We start from the raw sequence: 15,866 nt of genomic DNA on the forward strand, positions 1-15,866 counted from the left end.
TAGCGCTTGAACTGCCATGCCGCCCCATAGACCTGGTTGAAGAAGCCGTAGTACCTCGTGTCGCATTCAGCCGTGTCCGGGCATCCCTGGCCCATGGCGATGGTGAATCGCGAGCTCGCGGGCGCCGTCGACGTGACCAGACCTTGTTCCTTCTGGAGCGTGACGATAATGACCTTCGGACTGATGCCACACGCCTGCGCCACCTTGAAGATGATGGTGGATGCCCGCTCCTGGGCCGCGCCACGGTAGGCGCCGCACATCGCGTCCGCGGTCGTGGTGCGCGAATCGTCGCGCCAGTCGCGCAGGCAGGTGTACCCCTTCGCGCAGGACGGCACCCGTGCCTCCAGGAAGCGCTGGACGTCGTTCTCCGTCATCGAGTTCGCGTCGAAGAAGATGGGATCGCTGATGATGTTGCCGGGATCGAACAGGCTCAGATCCGCCCGGGGCAGCATGAGGGGCGAAAGCCCGCGCGTCGCCGTCGGTGACACCGCGGCGCTCGGGGCCCCGTCTGCGGCTCGTGCGGCGTCGGTCAGGACCCCCGTGAAACCACCCGCGACAACGAGGGCGATGGCGGCCATGGCGAAGCCACGAAGAAGTGCCGGCAGGCGGAGACGCATGTGATCAGTGTGACGGAAGTTACGGCTGAAGAAAACACTTGCGCCACGACGCGTCGAAATGCCACGCTTCCCGCCGCCTCGGCCGGTCAGATTCCCGTGCGCACCACAGGCAGGGGCTGCGAAGAATCCTTCTCACGAACGCGATCGGGATATTCAAGACTCGGGTTGAAAGCAATGCCCGAGATCCACTTTCGCAGCAGGGCGACGCGGAGCGGGAGGGCCACGCGTCCGCGGTGCAGGCTTACGAAAAGCCGCGCACCGAACTCGAGGAAATACAGGAGTCCTCGGTGATGCAACTGATACGAGGCTTCGTTGCGGACCCCGTGCGCGAATTTCCAGAGCGAAGGTTTCGTGACCATGGCGAAATTGACGCCGCGGTTCTCCCCCATGTCGTGCACGACGGTGCTGTCCATGACCTGGACCCCCGGACACCGGCGAGTCAGACGCAAGGTGTATTCGCGGTCGTCGAACCAGATGAAGTAGTCCCGATAGGGCAGACCGTACTCAGCGATCGCCCACCGGGGGATGAGGACGGACACGAACGAGCAGGCGCTCACCATGACGTTCTTCTGGCCCTTCACGAGCAGGCGCCCCCAATCCCACGTGGGGACGGGATTGTTCATCTCGCAGATGGAGCCGTCGATGAACTCGACGACGGAGCAGGCGAAGGGGACGTCACCACCGAGTTCCGCCACCGCCTCGTCGAGCCCGCGGACCAGATTCGCCAGAGCGTCCGGCTTCGGGTAGCAGTCGTCGTCCATGATCCAGACGTGGTCGGCGCCGCCTGTGTAGCCCCGCAGCATGCCCTCCGCGAACCCACCGGCACCGCCGGTGTTGGTCGGGAGATGCACCACCTCGAACGGCACCGAGAATTCTCGCTCGTCGAGGTATGCGGCCGTACCATCGGTCGACGCATTGTCGATCACGATGAGACGGGCAGGTGCGAGGGTCTGGGCCTCCACGTGGGCCAGGACGGTTTTGAGCTTTTCGAGACGATTGAAGGTCACGACGACTGCGGCGACATCGACCATTCCTTCACCAACCTTTCGAACCAGGCGGAGGCAGGGGTCTCCGCGAGCAGAGCGCGTTCCAGGACGACCTCGGCCTGCCACAGTCGCCGGCGGGCGTCGACATCCTGTGAGAGCGCGAGGATCTTCGCGGCCGTCGAGGTGACCGCACGGTGAGGATTGGCGGGAACGAGGCCCTCCGCGGGAATGATGTCGGACTGAGCACCGACATCGGTCGAGACGACGGGCAGCCCGTGCGCGAGTGCCTCGAGAGTCGTCAGAGTCAATCCTTCGTTCGCCGAGGTCACGACGAGGAGATCGGCTTCCGCCATCGTCTGGGCGACAGAGACGCCAGATGTGCGTCGAATGACGGCCTCGCGGAGGCCGCCGCGGTCGATGAGGTCGCTCATCCACCCCTGGTGCTCGCCGTCACCGTGCACGATGAAGCGGATCTCCGGATCGGCGCGGTGCACCACGCGAGCCGCTTCGACGAAGATCTCCGGGGCTTTCTGCCGCGCCATCCGCCCGACGAAGGCGACGGTGAAGGGACGGTCACCCTCCGGCTCACGGAAGGCCCGCTCGGTCGCGTCCGCTGTCAGACCGATCAGTGGAGCCATGAGCACCTTTTCGGGAGCGACGTGCTGCACGTTCGTCATCCAACGCTTGAGCGCCGGAGAGATGACGTGGTGGGTCGTGATGTAGTCGTCGGCGAGGACCGCGCTCATCGCATACCCGCCGCCCCGGTGCTCGACGATGTGCGTCGAGTCGACGATCGGAATGCCCGGTCGCGAGATCGCGATGAAGGGCAGCCGATCGTAGAGCCATTGGTTGTGGTGGACGACCACACCCCGGAAATCGAAGTGTTCGAGGAGCATCCGCAGCAGCGGCTCCTGCCCCGGCGGCTGAGATGTCGCCGTCGGCTCGGAGAAGGGGATGACGAGGGCGCCGTCCAGCTCGGCGCGGTCGATGAAGGGGTGATGCGAATCCACACTGGAGAGGACGACCGGAAGCATCCCCGCCTCCCGGACGGCCCGTACCGTCTCGAAAGCCCATCGTTCAGCCCCGCCGAGTTCGAACCAGTGCACGCCGATCAGCACGGCCGGCGGCGCGTCCGCCGCCGCGGGTCCGGCGGGGACGAAGACGTCGTCCTCGTGCTGACCGCCCGGTTCGAACTCGCTGAGATAGGATCGCCTCTCCGCAGGTCGGGTGAGCACCCTCTTGTGACGGCGCAGCTCGAGATCGCGCAGTTCGTCGTACATGAGAGGGGCGGCCGCGCGGACCCGCCGAGCGGCTTTCCGAAGAAGGTCTCTCGGCTCCCAGCGTCGAGGATCCTTCTCCAGCACGGCGTCCGGCGAGATGTAGATGTGCCGGTCCGGGCGACCCACCAACTCGATCCATCGAGCTGAGCCGTCGATGCCGGCGGCGTCGCCGAAGCCGCGCGCGGTGAAGCTGAAGAGCCGCTTGCGGAAGATTCTGCTGCGGCCGTCGAACGTCCTGTCGTCCGAGGTACGCGGAGTGAGCTCGTCGTCGCCGTCGTAGACGTGAAAGCGCAGGACGCGCCCGGGGGCGACCGCGGAGTGGAAGTTGACGGCCCCCACCAGGATCCGGCTCTCCCTCGAGCTGAGAGGGGGCACCTGAGAACCGTCGACGAGCTCGAAGAGCGCCGGGTACCCGAAGACGGAGGCAGTCGTCGCGTTCTTCACCAAATCTGTATCCATCCCTGAGGTCGTCCGAGGACCGGAAAAGGCTACCATCCAGCCGAAGTCGCCCCTGGTCGGGCGAGGAGGGTCGGCGCGGGTCGAGCCGGGCACACATCGGGGACGGATATGATCGACGCTGCTCGACGGAGCACTCCCGAGAAGGACGTTTCCTGTATGCACGAACCTGCCCCCGCTTTCGGGACGATGACCAGTCCTGGGTCGCGAGGTGGTCTGCTCGACGTTATGCGCCGACGCTATCTGCTCTCGTTGATCGTCCGCAAAGAGGTTCAGATCCGCTATCGGGGTTCCGTCCTCGGGTGGCTCTGGTCCTACGTCAAGCCGCTCGTCCAGTTCGCCGTCTTCTATTTCGCCATCGGCGTCTTCCTCGGCCAGAACCGTCAGGTCGAGTACTTCCCGCTTTACCTCCTCGCGGGCATCACGGTGGTCACCTTCTTCATCGAGGCCTTCTCCAATGGGACGCGCTCCCTGGTTGACAATGCGGCGCTGATCAAGAAGATCTATCTTCCGCGCGAAATGTTCCCGGTCGCGAGCATGCTGATCGCGATCGTGAACACGCTCCCCCAGATCCTCGTTCTCGTCGGGATCGCACTTCTGTTCGGCTGGGCCCCGTCCATCCTCCAGGTCGGGGCCATCCTCCTCGCGATCGTCATCGTCGGCGTCCTCGCGACCGGTCTGAGCCTCCTGTTCGGCTCCATCAACGTCACCTTCAGGGACGCGCAGAGCTTCGTCGAGATCATCGCCATGTGCGCCGTGTGGGCCTCCCCCGTGATGTACCAGTGGCACATGGTCGCCAACGAGACACCGGCCTGGGTCTTCGACATCTATCGCCTCAATCCGCTCACCGCGGCCGTCGAACTGTTCCACTACGGCATCTGGTTCCCTCTGAACCCGGCCGGCGCCGAGGTCATGCCCGCGCTTCCCCTCTCCGCGGGGATCGCGGCCATCACCGCCCTCATCGCTCTGATCGTCGGTCAGATCGTCTTCCGTCGATTGGAGGGGCGTTTTGCCCAGGACCTCTGACGTGATCGCGCCCAGCATCCTCGTCGAGGATGTGCGCAAGGATTTCACCCTCCGTCACACCCATTCCATCAAGGAAACCTTTCTCGCGGCGGTGCGCCGGAAGCCTCTCACGACCGATTTCCACGCCTTGAACGGTGTCTCGTTCCGCATCGAACAGGGTGAATCGGTGGCGCTCCTCGGCCTCAACGGATCCGGGAAGTCGACGATGCTCAAGCTGATTTCCGGAGTCCTGCAGCCCAACGAGGGTCGGGTGCTCACCCGCGGACGCGTCGCCGGTCTCATCGAGGTGGGTGCCGGATTCCACCCGGACCTGTCCGGACGGGAGAACATCTTCCTCAACGCGGCGATACTCGGCATGACCAAGCAGGAGATCGAGGAACGTTACGACGACATCGTCGCATTCAGCGAGATCGAGAAGTTCATCGACACCGAGGTCAAGCACTACTCCTCGGGAATGTTCCTGCGCCTCGCGTTCTCCGTGGCGATTCATACCGAGGTCGACGTGCTCCTGATCGACGAGATTCTCTCCGTCGGTGACGAACCCTTCCAACAGAAGTGCATCGCCCGCATCAGGGATCTGCACGCCCAGGGCAAAACCCTGGTCGTGGTCAGCCATGATCTCGACATGGTGTCGGACCTCTGCGAACGAGGGATCCTCATGCGCGAGGGACGCGCCGTCTTCGACGGCGACAGCAAAGAAGCCGTCGCCCACATGCGCAGCTGACGTCCCCGCCGACGATCGACGCTGCTTCCGCTGCAACCGACGAACCTCCGCGCGATCGCACAAGAAGGGGACGTGTGGAACATCTTCTCGTAACCGGTGGCGCAGGCTTCGTGGGATCGAACTTCGTCCGTCACGTGATGGAAACGACCCCCTACCGGGTGACGATCCTCGACAAACTGACATACGCGGCGAGCCGAGCATCTCTATCGGGCCTGGAGCCGGAGAGATGCCGACTCGTCGTGGGCGACGTGGCGGATGCCGAGGTCGTGCATTCCCTCGTCGCTGATGTCGACGCCATCGTCCACTTCGCGGCCGAATCGCACAACGACAACTCACTTCACGAGCCCGATCCGTTCGTGCGTACCAATATCCTCGGCACCTACACCGTGCTCGAGGCGGCTCGCGCCTACGGCACGCGTCTCCACCACGTCTCCACCGACGAGGTGTTCGGTGATCTGCCTCTCGGAAGCCGCGCTCGTTTCTCGGAACTGAGCCCTTTCAATCCGTCGTCGCCGTACAGCGGCACCAAAGCAGGCGCGGATCTTCTGGTCCGGGCGTGGTCGCGATCCTTCGACCTCCGTGCCACCATCAGCAATAGCTGCAACATCTACGGCCCGTTCCAGCACGTCGAGAAGTTCATTCCGCGCCAGATCACGAACATCCTGCGCGGCACCCGCCCCAAGGTCTACGGGGACGGTCTCAACGTTCGCGAGTGGCTGCACGTCGAGGACCACTCCCGTGCGGTTCTGACGATCCTCGAGCGCGGTACGATCGGCGAAACCTATCTGGTCGGGACCGGTGTCGAGCGCGAGAACATCTCCGTCCTGCGCATGATCCTGAAGCTGATGGATCGGGCAGACGACTATTTCGATCAGGTAGCGGATCGGCCCGGACACGATGCTCGCTATGCGATCGACTCATCCAAACTGCGTTCCACTCTGCAGTGGACTCCCCAGCACGACGACCTCGAAGCCGGGTTGAGCTCGACCATCGACTGGTACCGCCGCAACGAATCATGGTGGGGTCCGGGTAAAGACGCCGTGGAAGCCGCCTACGGAGAGCGGGAGAACACCCGTTCGGACGGCTCCTGAGCGGCGTGCCCGCAGTCTCGAGACAACCGACTCACAGCTCCGCGTGCAGCGCCCACACCCGCTCCGCCGCGGCGCTCCACAGGAACCCCTTCGCCCGGTCCCCCGCCAGGACGCGGAGGCGCTCGGCATCCGTCCCCAGCGCCCGAGAGAGAGCGGTGTCGAGCTCCGCGGCGGGGGCGAAGGCTGCGGCGTCGGCGAGAACCTCGTGATGCACGGGGGTGTCGACCGCGGCGATGGGCACGCCGATCGCCAGGGCATCGACGGCGCGCCAGGGCCAGTCGGTGCGCGCGCTCGAGGCGACGAAGGCCGCGGCGTGCGAGAGCACGGCGGCGCGATCCCAGCGGTCCAGGGCGCCGCGAGAGTGCACCCGGGACTCGCTCAGTCCAGCGGCCGCGGCGATGTCGACGACCGCGGGTTCCTCGCCCTCGGGCACGTCGAGCACGACGACATCGCCGTCCCAGCCCGCGGCCACGACCGCGGTGAATCCGGCGAGCAGGCCATCGGACTCGGCGGCGCCGCCGGCGAGGACGACCGACGTGGCCGGAAGGTCGAGGGCGCGCAGCCGGCCGACGGCATCCGAGGGCACCCGCAGACCCGCCGCGGGGGCGCCACTGATGACGCGCACCTTCTTGACCAGCTTGGCCTTGGCCACCTCGCCCAGGCGTGCCGCCATGGCGTGGGTGGGCACGATGACCGCGTCGGCGTGACGCGCGACGCGCGAGAGCAGGGCGCGCGCGGCGAGCAGCTCGGGCTTCGTGAGCTCGTCCGGGGTCTCGAAGGCTCGCAGGTCCCAGAGGGTCGCGACGATCTGGTGGGTCTCGTTGACCCGGTCGTGGCGGACGAGGGGCGCGAGCGGCGTGGGCGAGTGGATGAGTCCCTTGCCGATCCCGGGGGCCACCCCCAGCTGCCAGGATGCCGCGAGCTCGCGCCGACGCATCGACAGCCGCGTCTCGGAGCTCAGTCCGGCCACGGCCTGGTCGTCGGGAATCCCCGGCGACGGCACGATCGCGGCCACGTCGCAGCCGCGCGGGGCGGTCGCGATGAGGGCTTCGGTGAGGGATGCCGAGGCCTCGGCCAGGTCGAGCGAGGTCGGGGCGACGAGCTGGTCGAGGACGACGCGCAGGGTCACGGTCACGGAGCCGGCGCCTCCGTCTCGGTCGGCGGGTGCAGCTTGTCTTTCACCATCTGCTTCACCTGGTCGTAGTCGGGTTCGAACTCGTCGACGCCGCCCTCGGGGGTGAGCTCCAGGGTCTGCACCGGCTGATCCTTTGCCTTGAGGGCGAGATTGACCAGGGTCGGGGCGATCAGGCCCTGCGGCAGATCGGTCTCGACGATGTTGGTCCCGGCGGCGGCGACCTCTTGGAAGTGCGCCAGCACGTTCTGCGGGGTGGTCTGGGCGAGGATCGCCTCTTGCAGCTCACGCTGGCGGCGCATGCGGTCGAAGTCGCTGGTCGTGTAGCGCGACCGCGCGTACCACTGGGCGGTGTCGCCGTCCATGTGCTGCTGCCCGGCCTCGACCCAGCCGAACGCCCAGTCGTCGACGGGCTGCCCGTCGTAGGCGGGCCCGCCCTTGGGCAGACGTTCCTTGACGTCGATCTCGACGCCGCCGAGCGCGTCCACCAGGTCGGCGAAGCCCTTCATGTCGATGAGCACGTAGTACGGGATCTGGATGCCCATGATGCCCTCGGCGGCATCCTTCGTCGCCTCGATGCCCGGCTCCGAACCCTGCGACACCGCGTTCGGGTAAAGCTTGTTGCCGTCCTGGCACACCTCGACCTCGGTGCGCAGCTGGTTGATGCCGCTCCCCCACCCGCAGGTGGCGTTGGCGTAGCCGGTGTGACCGTTCGGGTACTCGTCCTGCATGGGACCCGGGGCGAAGGGGAAGTGCGGCATGTCGCGCGGGATGCCGGTGATCGTCGTCGCACCGGTGTCGGCGTTGATCGAGACGACCGAGATGCTGTCGAAACGCATCGAGTCGCGTCCCTCGCCGGAATCGGCACCCAGCAGGAGGATGTTGTAGTACCCGTCGGACGGCGGCACGACGGGCGCGGACTCGCCGAACAGCTCCGCGAACGCGTCGCGTGTGGTGCCCGCGGCCTGGGCGGCCCAGGCCGCACCGGAGCCCGACAGCACGAGCAGACCGACCGAGACGATGACCATCGCGAACCGCGAGATCGCGCCGACGCGGACCAGGCGGACGAGTCGCAGCGTGTCGATGGTCAGCACGATCCACAGCACCAGGTAGCCGATCAGGGCGATCTGCACGATCGTCAGCGGCAGCGGCCGGAACCACGACAGGAACTCCGGGACGAACGACCCCGTCGCGATCGCGAACAGGACACTCGGGGAGAGCAGCGCGGTGGCCCCCGCGAGGATCAGCACGGTCCACATCGCCAGCGTCGCGCCGAGACCGAAGCGACCCAGGCGACGGTTGCCGGCGAGCACCTGCGCCGAACCGGGCAGGACGAAGTTGAGCACGACGAGCCACCACCCGCGGCGCGTCATGACGGCGGCGGAGGTGGCATCCGGATGACGCAGCGGACGTGACTCCACGAGCGGAGCCTGCGCGCGCGGGCGCGCGGCGGCGAGGGTCACAGGGACTCCTTCAGCCGTCGGTTCTTCTCCTCCACCTGACCTTCGAGGTCGCGGGCGTACGCCTCGACCCTCTCGGCGAGCACGTCGTCGGCGCTGCCGAGGATCCGTGCGGCGAGCAGCCCCGCGTTCTTGGCGCCGTTGATCGACACCGTCGCGACGGGGATGCCCGCGGGCATCTGCACGATGCTCAGCAGCGAGTCGAGCCCGTCCAGCGTGGCCAGCTGCACCGGCACGCCGATCACCGGAAGAGCGGTGACGGATGCCAACATCCCCGGCAGGTGCGCGGCTCCCCCGGCGCCGGCGATGATCGCCCGCAAACCGCGACCACGCGCCTCGCGCCCGTACCGCACGAGCTTGTCGGGCGTGCGGTGAGCCGACACCACCTCGACCTCGTGCGGGATGCCGAACTCCGTCAGCACCTGGGAGGCATCGTTCATCACGCGCCAGTCGGAATCGGAGCCCATGACGACGCCGACCACGGGCGTCTCGGAGGAATGCAGCGGCCGGGTCACCGGTCCAGGCTAGAGCGGCTCGCTGGAAGATCGCGGAGCGGCGCGCTCTCGGCATCCGGTCAATCGAAGAATGCGGCCGCCGCGCGGCCCTCGTAGACCACGTCGTCGAGGTCGTCGCCGACGACGTTGACGTGCCCGACCTTGCGTCCGGGCCGCGGCGCCTTGCCGTAGGTGTGGATCTTGGCCGCGGGGTGGGCCGCCATCGCCCCGGCGAAACGCTCTTCGAGCGTGCCCTCGGCGGGCCCCCCGAGCACGTTGATCATCACGGTCCAGTCGGCGACGGCATCCGTCGCTCCCAGGGGGAGGTCGAGCACCGCGCGCAGGTGCTGCTCGAACTGGCTGGTCACCGCGCCGTCCTGGGTCCAGTGGCCGCTGTTGTGCGGGCGCATCGCGAGCTCGTTGATGAGAATCCGCTCGTCGCTCGTCTGGAACAGCTCGACGGCGAGCATTCCCGTGACACCGAGCCCCTCGGCCACCGCCACGCCGATCTGCGCCGCGACGCGCTGCACCCGCTCATCGGCGCGGGGGGCGGGTGCGACCACCTCGGCGCACACGCCGTCACGCTGCACCGTCTCGACGACGGGGTAGGCGCGCACCTCGCCCGACGGGCGACGGGCGACCTGCTGCGCCAGCTCGCGAGTGAAGTCCACGAGCTCCTCCACGAGAAGCGCGCCGCCGTGGGCGTCCTCGGCGAGGGCGGCGAACCAGTCGTCCGCCTCGGTCGCCGCGGACACCACGCGGACGCCCTTGCCGTCGTAGCCGCCGCGCGGCGTCTTGACCACGCCGCGACCGCCGTGGGCGTCGAGGAAGTCCTGCAGCGCGGCGGTGTCGGACACGGCCGCCCATTCCGGCTGCGGCTGGCCGAGGTCGGCCATCTTCGCGCGCATGACCAGCTTGTCCTGGGCGACGCCCAGCGGCGCGGGGCCGGGGTGCACCGACACGCCCGCGTCGACGAGGGCGGCGAGCACGTCCTGCGGCACGTGCTCGTGGTCGAAGGTGATCACATCCACGTCGCGCGCGAACGCGAGCACGGTCTCGGCGTCGCGGTAGTCGCCCACCGCCGTCGCGGCGATCGCGGCCGACATGCCCTCCTGCTCGGCCAGGACGCGGATCTCGACCCCGAGCTCCACGGCGGGCGCGATCATCATCCGCGCCAGCTGTCCGCCACCGACCACTCCGACTCGCAGCGCCATGCCGCTCTTTCCGTCGGCATCCATTCTGTCGGGGCTCGCGCGGGCGCGCGAGCCGGGCGCCGCGCGGGCGCGCGAGCCGGGCGCCGCTCGGGTGCGCGAGCCGGGCGCCGCTCGGGTGCGCGAGCTGGGCGCCGCGCGGGCGCGCGAGCCGCGCGGGCGCGCGAGCCGGGAGCGTCGAGGCGGGGGGGTCGGCGGCGCGTCGGCGACACAACGCAGGAGATGAACGCCGCGCGGTCGCCCTAGGGCAGCCCTAGCGGCACGCAGGCCGCGGATCTCCTGTGTTGTGGCCACGGGCGGACGCGCGAGGGCCCGCGGACCGCGGGGACGGAGCCCGACCGCGGCAGGCGGCGGTGGGCCGGGCGGGGAGCGCGCGGGCGTGGACGCGGGTCAGTACCCGCCGACCGCGCCCGAGCCGAACGTCTGCGAATCACGGTGCGCCAGGATCTGATTGACCTCGACCTGATCCACCAGCGTCTCGTGCACGAGCACCGCGTGCGGGATGTTCTTCATGCGCAGCGGCGGCTCGACGCCGTTCGACAGCGTCAGCGAGCCCGCCCCCCACAGACGCTGCAGGATGCCGCGCCGCATCTGGATCGCGTAGCCCCGGACGTGCGAGATCTCGCGCTGCGTACCGCCGAAGGGCCCCGACCGCTCGATGACGCGCCGCGTGGTGATGGTCCACGTGTGCGAGAGCCAGACGAAGAACGGCACCACGACGAGCAGCAGCACGACGGCTCCCGCCGCGCTCAGCAGCATCCAGTTCTCGAACGGCGCGGGCAGGTTGTCGTAGAAGTACGCCGTGGCCCCAGAGACCGCGATCAGCACGAGGGCCGACCAGAACAGGCGCCGGGCGTGGGCGCGCAGGCGCGCGATGCGCAACTCGGGCGCCGCCGTGCCCGGCGCCGGCATACGCGGGCGCCCGATCGAGCTCGACGGCTGACTCACCCCTTCATTGTGCGGTGCGGATGCCGTGAGTCAGCCGATGCCACGCCCGGCGCGTCGCGGGTCAGCGCACGTGCACCACGTCGCCCGCCGACACGACGGTCTCGACCGTGCCGGAGTCCACGACGAGTCGGCCGTCGCCGTCCAGACGCACGGCGGTCCCGGCGAGCGTCGAGCCGTCGGGCATCGACACCGTCACCTGCCGGCCGACGGTCGCGCACAGCTTCTCGACCTCGCGGTGCACGCGTTCGCCCTCGCCGCGTGCGAGCAGTGCGACGGCGTCACCGAGGTGCTCCAGGTAGTCGGCGAGCAGGCGGTCGTCGTCGCAGTCGACGCCGAGGGCCGCGAACGAGGTCGCTGTCGACACGGGCAGGTCGGCGCGGGTCATCCGCGTGTTCACGCCCGCACCCACGACGACCGTGTCGAACGTACCGGGGACGGCTTCGGCGAGGATGCCGCAGATCTTGCCGCCGTCCACGAGCACGTCGTTGGGCCACTTCAGCTGCGCGTCGGCGCCGTGTCCCGCCAGTTGGCGGCGCACCGCCGTGGTCATCGCCGCCCCCGCCACCAACGGGATCCACCCGCGCAGGGCGATCGGGATCGCCGAGGCGTCCACCACGACCGAGACGGCGAGAGCGGTTCCGGCCGGAGCCGTCCACGACCGGTCGAGCCGGCCGCGCCCCGCGCGCTGGTCGTCGGTCACGAGCAGCGAGAGGTGCGGCCACCCCGCGGGGTCGGCCGTGACGGCGGCCACGACGTCCGCATTGGTGGAGTCGGTGGTCTCGACGACCTGGACGCGGGGGCTGTGGGCGGCGGCTCGCGGGTATCCGGTGGCGGGGATCGGCATGAGCACACCCTAGGCATCCCGGCCGGGTCGTGGCATCCCCCGTCCGACCGCGGGCGACTCGCGGGGGGTGTTCCGATGGATGGATGCCACAGCACCCTCGCCTGTGGCTTGTGCGCACCCTCCAACGTCGGTGCCGGTGCGGTCGCTAGGGTGGAAAGCGTGACCGACCAGCCCGATCTCTACACCACCGCCGGCAAGATCGCGGACCTGCGCAACAGGTTCCAAGAGGCGGTCGTCGACGCCGAAGCCACCGCCCGCGACAAGCAGCACGCGAAGGGCAAGCTCACCGCGCGCGAGCGCCTCGAGATGCTGGTCGACCCCGGCTCGTTCGTCGAGCTCGACGAGTACGTGCGCCACCGCACCACCGCGTTCGGCATGGACAAGTCACGTCCCTACGGGGACTCGGTCGTCACGGGCACCGGCACCATCCACGGCCGGACGGTCGCGGTGTACGCGCAGGACTTCTCCACGTTCGGCGGGTCGCTCGGCGAGGTCGCCGGCGACAAGATCATCAAGGTGATGGAGCTGGCGCTGCGCAGCGGCATCCCGATCATCGGCATCCTGGACTCCGGCGGCGCCCGCATCCAGGAGGGCGTCGTCGCCCTCGGCAAGTACGGCGAGATCTTCCGTCTCAACACCGCCGCCTCGGGCGTGATCCCGCAGATCTCGATCATCATGGGACCCGCTGCCGGCGGCGCGGTGTACTCCCCCGCCCTCACCGACTTCGTCATCATGGTCGACAAGACCAGTCAGATGTTCGTCACCGGCCCCGACGTCATCAAGACCGTCACCGGCGAGGACGTCGGCATGGAGGAGCTCGGCGGCGCCCACACGCACAACACCCGCTCGGGCGTCTCGCACTACCTCGCCGACGACGAGGACGACGCGATCGACTACGCGCGCGGCCTGATCGGCTACCTGCCCGACAACAACCTGGCCGAGATTCCCGTCTACGACACCCCGTTCGAGTTCGAGACGACGGATGCCGATCGCTCGCTGAACACGATCATCCCCGACTCCCCCAACCAGCCCTACGACATCCACACCGTCATCGCGGGCATCGTGGACGCCGGGGAGTTCCTCGAGGTGCAGCCGCTGTTCGCCCCGAACATCGTGATCGGCTTCGGCCGCATCGAGGGGCGCACCGTGGGGGTCATCGCCAACCAGCCCTCGCAGATGGCCGGCACCCTCAACATCGACGCGGGCGAGAAGGCCAGCCGCTTCGTCCGCTTCTGCGACGCGTTCTCGATCCCGATCGTGACGCTCGTCGACGTGCCCGGGTATCTCCCCGGCACCGATCAGGAGTGGACCGGTGTCATCCGCCGCGGCGCGAAACTGCTCTACGCCTACGCCGAGGCCACCGTCCCGCTGGTGACGGTGATCCTGCGCAAGGCGTACGGCGGCGCGTACATCGTCATGGGATCCAAGCAGCTGGGCGCCGACATCAACCTCGCCTGGCCCACGGCCGAGATCGCCGTCATGGGCGGCCAGGGCGCCGTGAACATCCTGTACCGCGGCGAGATCAAGCGCGCAGAAGAGGCCGGCGAAGACGTCGCCGCCGTGCGCACGCGGCTCGCGAACGAGTACACCTACAACGTGGCATCCCCGTTCCTCGCCGCCGAACGCGGAGAGCTCGACGGCATCATCGAGCCCGCGCAGACGCGCGTGTCGATCGCCAAGGCTCTGCGCGCCCTGCGCAACAAGCGCGCGAGCCTGCCCGCCAAGAAGCACGGGAACATCCCCCTGTGAGCGACGCCCGCCCCGAAGTCGCGGCCGACGCCGGCCTTCCGCCCGTCGTGGCGGAGGTCGTGCGCGGCACGCCCACCGAGGAGGAGCTGGCCGCGGCGATCGTCGTGGTGACCGAATCGTACGTGCGCGAGGTGGCCGAGGCGACCGTGCCCGATGTCGCTCCCCGCTCACGGTGGGAGCTGTCGGCGCGGGGCCTGCGCACGCCCCTGGACCGCGGTGCCGGCTGGCACGGCTTCACCGGCTGAACTGTCCCCCGAAATACCTACAGACGGCGCTGGTCGGGTGCCGAATACTGGAGGAGCTGGAACGCATCACGCGTTCGGTCGGTCCGCTCTCTCGAGCCGGTTCCGACCGCGTGGACGGTTTTCGGGTAACCGTCCACCCGGGTGAGGGGCTGGCGACTACGCCGCCCCTCACCCCCACCTCCCCTGCGGCGGTAACGGTATTTGTCGACGGATCCCCCACCCCCCTGTGTCGATGAGGACCACCGGACCGCAGGGGTGGTGGGTCTGGCCCCCAACGGGCCCGCTGCGAACCGGGGCGCAGAGAGCGCGAACGCGAGAGACGAGTCAGCGCGGGCGGCGGATCTCGCGCCAGAGGTCGACGTCGTCCTCGTCGGCGCCCGCGGCATCGGCCGCGGAGCGTCCGACGACGGTGACGGCGATCTCGTCATGCGGCGACGTGCGGATGATGACACGGTCGGACACCGACTCCCGAAGGATGCGAGCGAGTTCGCTGCGGATGCCGTCCAGATCCGACAGGGCCAGACCCTCGAGACCGCCCTCGTCGAACAGGCTGACGGCCGCACCGCGACGACGGGCCGCGTCGATCTCAGCGCGCACGCCGTCATCGAGCAGACGCGTGCCGCGAAGTTCGTCGCGCAGGCTCGCTTCGGCGCGGCGCGCGGCCTGCTTGTCGGCCGCGCGTAGATTGCCGCCATTCTCGATCGTCCGGGCCAGAATCGGCCCCGCGGCCTGCAGCGCGCGCTGCACGTGCAGTCGACGCTCACGCTGACGACCGCTCTGCGACGCCTGCCACGCGGACGCCGCCTGCTGCAGCTCGGCGAGGCGTTCGGCATCCCTAGCCGCACGATCGAGTGCGAGCGTGACCAACTGCGCCGCGGTCACCCAGACGAACGAGCCCACGAGCCCCAGGCTGAGCGCCTGCAGCGGTCCGAGCCAGATCGAGGTCGACACGGTCAGGATGCCCATGCCCGCCCAGGCGACGACGGGTCGCCGACGCACCATCACGATCGTCATGAGAGCACCGATCGCCCCGATCACCCAGGTCACGAACGGCTGGGTCCGGCCCGCCTCCGACACGGCGAGGAACGGGGCGTTGGACACCACCACAGTGACGATCAGGGCGAGGGCGACGCCCCAGCCGGGCAGCATCGCCGGGGTCGTGGCCGTGGCCTCGGCTCGGCGGTCGCGCGCTCCGATCGCGAAGATCCACAACCACGTCACCGGCAGGTACAGCACCAGTGCCGCGACGATCAGCCAGCCGCGCTCGACGGTCTCGGGAGACGTCCAGATCAGGCCGCGCGCGGCGAGGTACGCCGTGAAGGCGAGGCCTATGATGGAGAGGATCGAGCGGACGGTCACCAGCGATCCCCGCTCTCCCACTCGAGGGTCACCGTGGTCCCGCCGGCCTGCGAATCGATCTCGCTCCGCCCGCCGACCGCGGCCAACCGCGCATCGATGGAACCACGGATGCCGAGGCGATCGGGCGGGATCGCCGCGACATCGAACCCGGGACCGGTGTCGCGCACGCGCACGGCGACACCACCCGGCGCCGCGTGACCCGACAGCTGCACCGTGAGACCCTGCGCGTCGGCGTGCTGAACGG

Annotated in this window: 14 protein-coding genes and 2 pseudogenes; 5 read left to right on the forward strand and 11 right to left on the reverse strand. The window is 68.8% G+C overall.

The window, feature by feature from the left end; all coding sequences use genetic code 11:
- The 3 genes and pseudogenes from QZ433_RS05630 to QZ433_RS05640 form a co-directional block, all read right to left on the reverse strand.
- Positions 1-617, reverse strand: a pseudogene (locus tag QZ433_RS05630) (hypothetical protein); the annotation flags it as partial.
- Positions 618-703: 86 nt separating this feature from the next.
- Complete coding sequence (locus QZ433_RS05635) at positions 704-1,648, reverse strand: glycosyltransferase family 2 protein (protein ID WP_295780603.1); 945 nt, start codon at positions 1,646-1,648, stop codon at positions 704-706.
- Positions 1,621-3,327 (reverse strand): glycosyltransferase, encoded by a 1,707-nt coding sequence (locus tag QZ433_RS05640; RefSeq protein ID WP_295780605.1) that lies wholly within the window; start codon positions 3,325-3,327, stop codon positions 1,621-1,623. The genes QZ433_RS05635 and QZ433_RS05640 overlap by 28 nt, the downstream gene beginning before the upstream one ends.
- Positions 3,328-3,498: 171 nt before the next feature.
- On the opposite strand from QZ433_RS05640, the gene QZ433_RS05645 reads away from it, so the two are divergent.
- From QZ433_RS05645 to rfbB, 3 genes are all read left to right on the forward strand, one after another.
- Positions 3,499-4,365: an ABC transporter permease gene (locus tag QZ433_RS05645; protein WP_295780608.1), complete on the forward strand. Its 867-nt coding sequence runs from the start codon at positions 3,499-3,501 to the stop codon at positions 4,363-4,365.
- Between the two features lie 4 nt (positions 4,366-4,369).
- Entirely contained in the window at positions 4,370-5,089 is a 720-nt protein-coding gene (locus QZ433_RS05650) for an ABC transporter ATP-binding protein (RefSeq protein ID WP_295780629.1), read from the forward strand.
- A 74-nt stretch (positions 5,090-5,163) separates the two neighbouring features.
- On the forward strand, positions 5,164-6,180 hold the full coding sequence (rfbB, locus tag QZ433_RS05655; protein ID WP_295780611.1) for a dTDP-glucose 4,6-dehydratase: 1,017 nt from the start codon (positions 5,164-5,166) through the stop codon (positions 6,178-6,180).
- Between the two features lie 31 nt (positions 6,181-6,211).
- Here the strand turns inward: rfbB and QZ433_RS05660 are convergent, their stop codons facing one another.
- The 6 genes from QZ433_RS05660 to QZ433_RS05685 form a co-directional block, all read right to left on the reverse strand.
- Positions 6,212-7,315 (reverse strand): glycosyl transferase, encoded by a 1,104-nt coding sequence (locus tag QZ433_RS05660; RefSeq protein ID WP_295780612.1) that lies wholly within the window; start codon positions 7,313-7,315, stop codon positions 6,212-6,214.
- On the reverse strand, positions 7,312-8,775 hold the full coding sequence (locus tag QZ433_RS05665) for an LCP family protein (protein WP_295780614.1): 1,464 nt from the start codon (positions 8,773-8,775) through the stop codon (positions 7,312-7,314). The genes QZ433_RS05660 and QZ433_RS05665 overlap by 4 nt, the downstream gene beginning before the upstream one ends.
- Positions 8,772-9,239 carry a 5-(carboxyamino)imidazole ribonucleotide mutase gene (purE, locus tag QZ433_RS05670; RefSeq protein ID WP_295780631.1) on the reverse strand — a complete coding sequence of 156 codons (468 nt, stop codon included), beginning with the start codon at positions 9,237-9,239 and terminating at the stop codon, positions 8,772-8,774. Before purE ends, QZ433_RS05665 begins: the two co-directional genes overlap by 4 nt.
- Before the next feature lie 107 nt (positions 9,240-9,346).
- The gene (locus QZ433_RS05675; RefSeq protein ID WP_295780616.1) at positions 9,347-10,480 is read right to left on the reverse strand and encodes a 5-(carboxyamino)imidazole ribonucleotide synthase; all 1,134 of its coding nucleotides are present in this window, start codon (positions 10,478-10,480) and stop codon (positions 9,347-9,349) included.
- A gap of 387 nt (positions 10,481-10,867) precedes the next feature.
- A complete protein-coding gene (locus tag QZ433_RS05680) occupies positions 10,868-11,425 on the reverse strand; it encodes a PH domain-containing protein (RefSeq protein WP_295780618.1) in 558 nt (185 codons plus the stop codon).
- 61 nt (positions 11,426-11,486) lie between these two features.
- Positions 11,487-12,269: a biotin--[acetyl-CoA-carboxylase] ligase gene (locus tag QZ433_RS05685; RefSeq protein WP_295780621.1), complete on the reverse strand. Its 783-nt coding sequence runs from the start codon at positions 12,267-12,269 to the stop codon at positions 11,487-11,489.
- Between the two features lie 150 nt (positions 12,270-12,419).
- Between QZ433_RS05685 and QZ433_RS05690 the strand changes: the two genes are divergently transcribed.
- The gene (locus tag QZ433_RS05690) at positions 12,420-14,018 is read left to right on the forward strand and encodes an acyl-CoA carboxylase subunit beta (RefSeq protein WP_116536198.1); all 1,599 of its coding nucleotides are present in this window, start codon (positions 12,420-12,422) and stop codon (positions 14,016-14,018) included.
- A complete protein-coding gene (locus QZ433_RS05695; RefSeq protein ID WP_295780624.1) occupies positions 14,015-14,263 on the forward strand; it encodes an acyl-CoA carboxylase subunit epsilon in 249 nt (82 codons plus the stop codon). Before QZ433_RS05690 ends, QZ433_RS05695 begins: the two co-directional genes overlap by 4 nt.
- 324 nt (positions 14,264-14,587) lie before the next feature.
- Here the strand turns inward: QZ433_RS05695 and QZ433_RS05700 are convergent, their stop codons facing one another.
- Both QZ433_RS05700 and QZ433_RS05705 read right to left on the reverse strand, forming a co-directional pair.
- Positions 14,588-15,622 (reverse strand): hypothetical protein, encoded by a 1,035-nt coding sequence (locus QZ433_RS05700; RefSeq protein WP_295780627.1) that lies wholly within the window; start codon positions 15,620-15,622, stop codon positions 14,588-14,590.
- A pseudogene (locus tag QZ433_RS05705) lies at positions 15,619-15,866 on the reverse strand (ATP-binding protein); the annotation flags it as partial. The pseudogene QZ433_RS05705 and the gene QZ433_RS05700, both read right to left, overlap by 4 nt.

Source organism: uncultured Microbacterium sp. (genome assembly GCF_913776565.1).
Lineage (GTDB): Bacteria > Actinomycetota > Actinomycetes > Actinomycetales > Microbacteriaceae > Microbacterium.

Bases quoted from the DNA above. Each gene is read 5' to 3' on its own strand.
- QZ433_RS05635 (WP_295780603.1), bottom strand. From the start codon at position 1,648: ATGGTCGATGTCGCCGCAGTCGTCGTGACCTTCAATCGTCTCGAAAAG.
- QZ433_RS05645 (WP_295780608.1), top strand. From the start codon at position 3,499: ATGCACGAACCTGCCCCCGCTTTCGGGACGATGACCAGTCCTGGGTCG.
- purE (WP_295780631.1), bottom strand. From the start codon at position 9,239: ATGGGCTCCGATTCCGACTGGCGCGTGATGAACGATGCCTCCCAGGTG.
- QZ433_RS05675 (WP_295780616.1), bottom strand. From the start codon at position 10,480: ATGGCGCTGCGAGTCGGAGTGGTCGGTGGCGGACAGCTGGCGCGGATG.
- QZ433_RS05685 (WP_295780621.1), bottom strand. From the start codon at position 12,269: ATGCCGATCCCCGCCACCGGATACCCGCGAGCCGCCGCCCACAGCCCC.